The organism is Mycobacterium sp., from assembly GCF_036273375.1.
Classification (GTDB): domain Bacteria; phylum Actinomycetota; class Actinomycetes; order Mycobacteriales; family Mycobacteriaceae; genus Mycobacterium.
The window spans coordinates 1-2,038 of record NZ_DASUHS010000159.1 but is presented as its reverse complement, the minus strand read 5'-3'; the positions used below and the strand labels follow the sequence as shown (position 1 = coordinate 2,038).

Annotated in this window: 4 protein-coding genes; 1 reads left to right on the top strand and 3 read right to left on the bottom strand. The window is 65.1% G+C overall.

Annotated elements, in window-relative coordinates; all coding sequences use genetic code 11:
* Nucleotides 1–490, top strand: a 490-nt coding sequence (locus VFW69_RS15035) for a response regulator transcription factor (protein WP_526502302.1), incomplete at its 5' end; no start/stop codon positions are given.
* A gap of 1 nt (nt 491) precedes the next feature.
* Here VFW69_RS15035 and VFW69_RS15030 read toward each other — a convergent pair.
* The 3 genes from VFW69_RS15030 to VFW69_RS15020 all read right to left on the bottom strand — a co-directional run.
* Complete coding sequence (locus tag VFW69_RS15030) at nt 492–1,115, bottom strand: LpqN/LpqT family lipoprotein (protein ID WP_526502303.1); 624 nt, start codon at nt 1,113–1,115, stop codon at nt 492–494.
* A gap of 32 nt (nt 1,116–1,147) precedes the next feature.
* Complete coding sequence (gene arsC / locus VFW69_RS15025) at nt 1,148–1,504, bottom strand: arsenate reductase (glutaredoxin) (RefSeq protein WP_526502301.1); 357 nt, start codon at nt 1,502–1,504, stop codon at nt 1,148–1,150.
* On the bottom strand, nt 1,505–2,038 hold a 534-nt coding region (locus VFW69_RS15020; RefSeq protein WP_526502300.1), incomplete at its 5' end, for a ribose-phosphate diphosphokinase.

Below are 2,038 nucleotides of genomic sequence, written 5' to 3'. Positions count from 1 at the left end.
ACAGGCCTACGCTCGCATCCCCGACACCTTTGAATGCCTGGCCCACTTGGCAGCCGGCGGCGGCAACCACCCCTTCGCGGCGCGTCTGTTGGGCGCCGCGGAAGGAATGCGGCAGCGCATGGGGGCCGTTCGCTTCCCCATGTATCAAGCCGACCACGACGTCGCTGCGGCTGCTATTCGGGAGGCCCTGGGGCAGAGCGACTTTGACGCAGTATGGGCCGAAGGCGCGGCCATGTCCACCGAGGATGCGATCGCTTACGCACAGCGCGGTCGTGGCGAACGCAAACGCGGAACCAGTGGCTGGGGGTCCCTGACGCCCATGGAACAGGATGTGGTGCGTCTGGTTCGGGAAGGCTTGGGCAATAAGGACATCGGCGCGCGGCTTTTCATCTCGCCGCGCACCGTGCAGACGCACCTGACCCACGTCTACGCCAAGCTCGGCCTTGCCTCGCGTGTCCAGCTCGTTCAGGAAGCTAGCCGTCGCGTCTGAATCACTTTGCCGCGACGACGAATCCGTGAATGATCACGTCGATGTCGCTCGCCTGTGCGGCCGCCTGATTGGCGAAGCCGGTGATGGTCAGCTGCACCAGATAACGCTGGTGTGCGGGCGGCGATCCGGTCGCAATGACGATGCGGTTCCAGCTGTGCAGCCGCATCCCACCCTCGAGGTCGTAGCTGCCCTGGATCATCGACGAGGGGAATCCGTTGTAGGGCGCGCCCGAGGCGTCCAGCTGCTTGAAATTCTCGAACAGTTGCGCATCGTCGTTGCCGTGCTTGATGACTTGGGCCGGGTCGAAGTCACCGTTCAGTTTGAAAACCACCAGCCGCGCCGTGGGGAACTTGCCGCCCTGCGAGATGATCAGCGTTTGCGGGCTGATGTTCGGGCTGGTGAACGGCGCCCAGCCCGGGGGCGTCGGTATCGACACCGTCAGGTCGGGCAACGATCCGGGTGCCACCGGTTGCCCGGTCACCCCGATGCTTTGCAGGTACTGCGACAGCGGAACCGGCTTCTCCGCCGCCTTGGTTGTGGTGGCCGTCGAGGTCGTCGACAAGATCGATTGGTAGTCAGGCGGTTTCGGGGCGCAGCCGCTCGCACAGAAAGCCACCGCAACCATCGCGGCAGCGGCCACGCGGCGGCCGAGCCGGTTCACAGAATCTCGCGGACCGCGTCGATCGGGCGGGCCAGCCGAGTGCCCTTCGGCGTGATGACGAAGGGTCGTTCGATGAGGATCGGGTGTTCGACCATGGCGTCGAGCAACTGGTCATCACTCGCGTCCGCGAGATTCAGCTCGTCGTAGAGCGACTCACGCTTGCGGGCCGCGGCGCGCACGTCGATACCCGCGTCGCGGATGATGTTCACCAGCTCGTCGCGGGTCGGCGGGGTCTTCAGGTACTCGACGACGGTGGGTTCAAAGCCGTTGTCGCGCAACAGGTCCAGCGTCTTGCGGGAGGTAGTGCACTTGGGATTGTGATAGATGACGGCTTTGTCTGGCTTACCAGCCATCTACGCGTCTCCGTCGAATAGTCCTGTGACTGAGCCGTTTTCGAATACGGCGCGAATGGTGCTGGCCAGCAGCGGCGCGATGGACAAAACCGTCAGCTGGGGGAACCGCTTCTCCTCGCCGATCGGCAGGGTGTTCGTGACGATGACCTCCCGAGCGCCGCATGCGGCCAGGCGCTCGGCGGCCGGCTCGGACAACACGCCGTGGGTCGCGGCGACGATGACGTCACTGGCGCCGTCGTCAAGCAACAATTTCACGGCGCCGGCAATGGTGCCGCCGGTGTCGATCATGTCGTCGATCAGGACGCAGGTGCGGCCGTCGACCTCGCCGACGACGCGGTTGGAGACCACCTGGTTGGGCACCCGCGGGTCGCGGGTCTTGTGGATGAAGGCCAGCGGAACGCCGCCCAATGCGTCGGCCCACTTCTCGGCAATGCGGACCCGGCCGGAGTCGGGGGACACCACGACCATGTTGCCGTCGGGATAGTTGTCCTTGATGTAGGTGATCAGCAGGTTCTGGCCGCGCATGTGGTCGAC

Excerpts from the sequence above, each read along its gene's own strand:
- VFW69_RS15030 (WP_526502303.1), bottom strand. The coding sequence starts at position 1,115 with ATGGTTGCGGTGGCTTTCTGTGCGAGCGGCTGCGCCCCGAAACCGCCT.
- arsC (WP_526502301.1), bottom strand. The coding sequence starts at position 1,504 with ATGGCTGGTAAGCCAGACAAAGCCGTCATCTATCACAATCCCAAGTGC.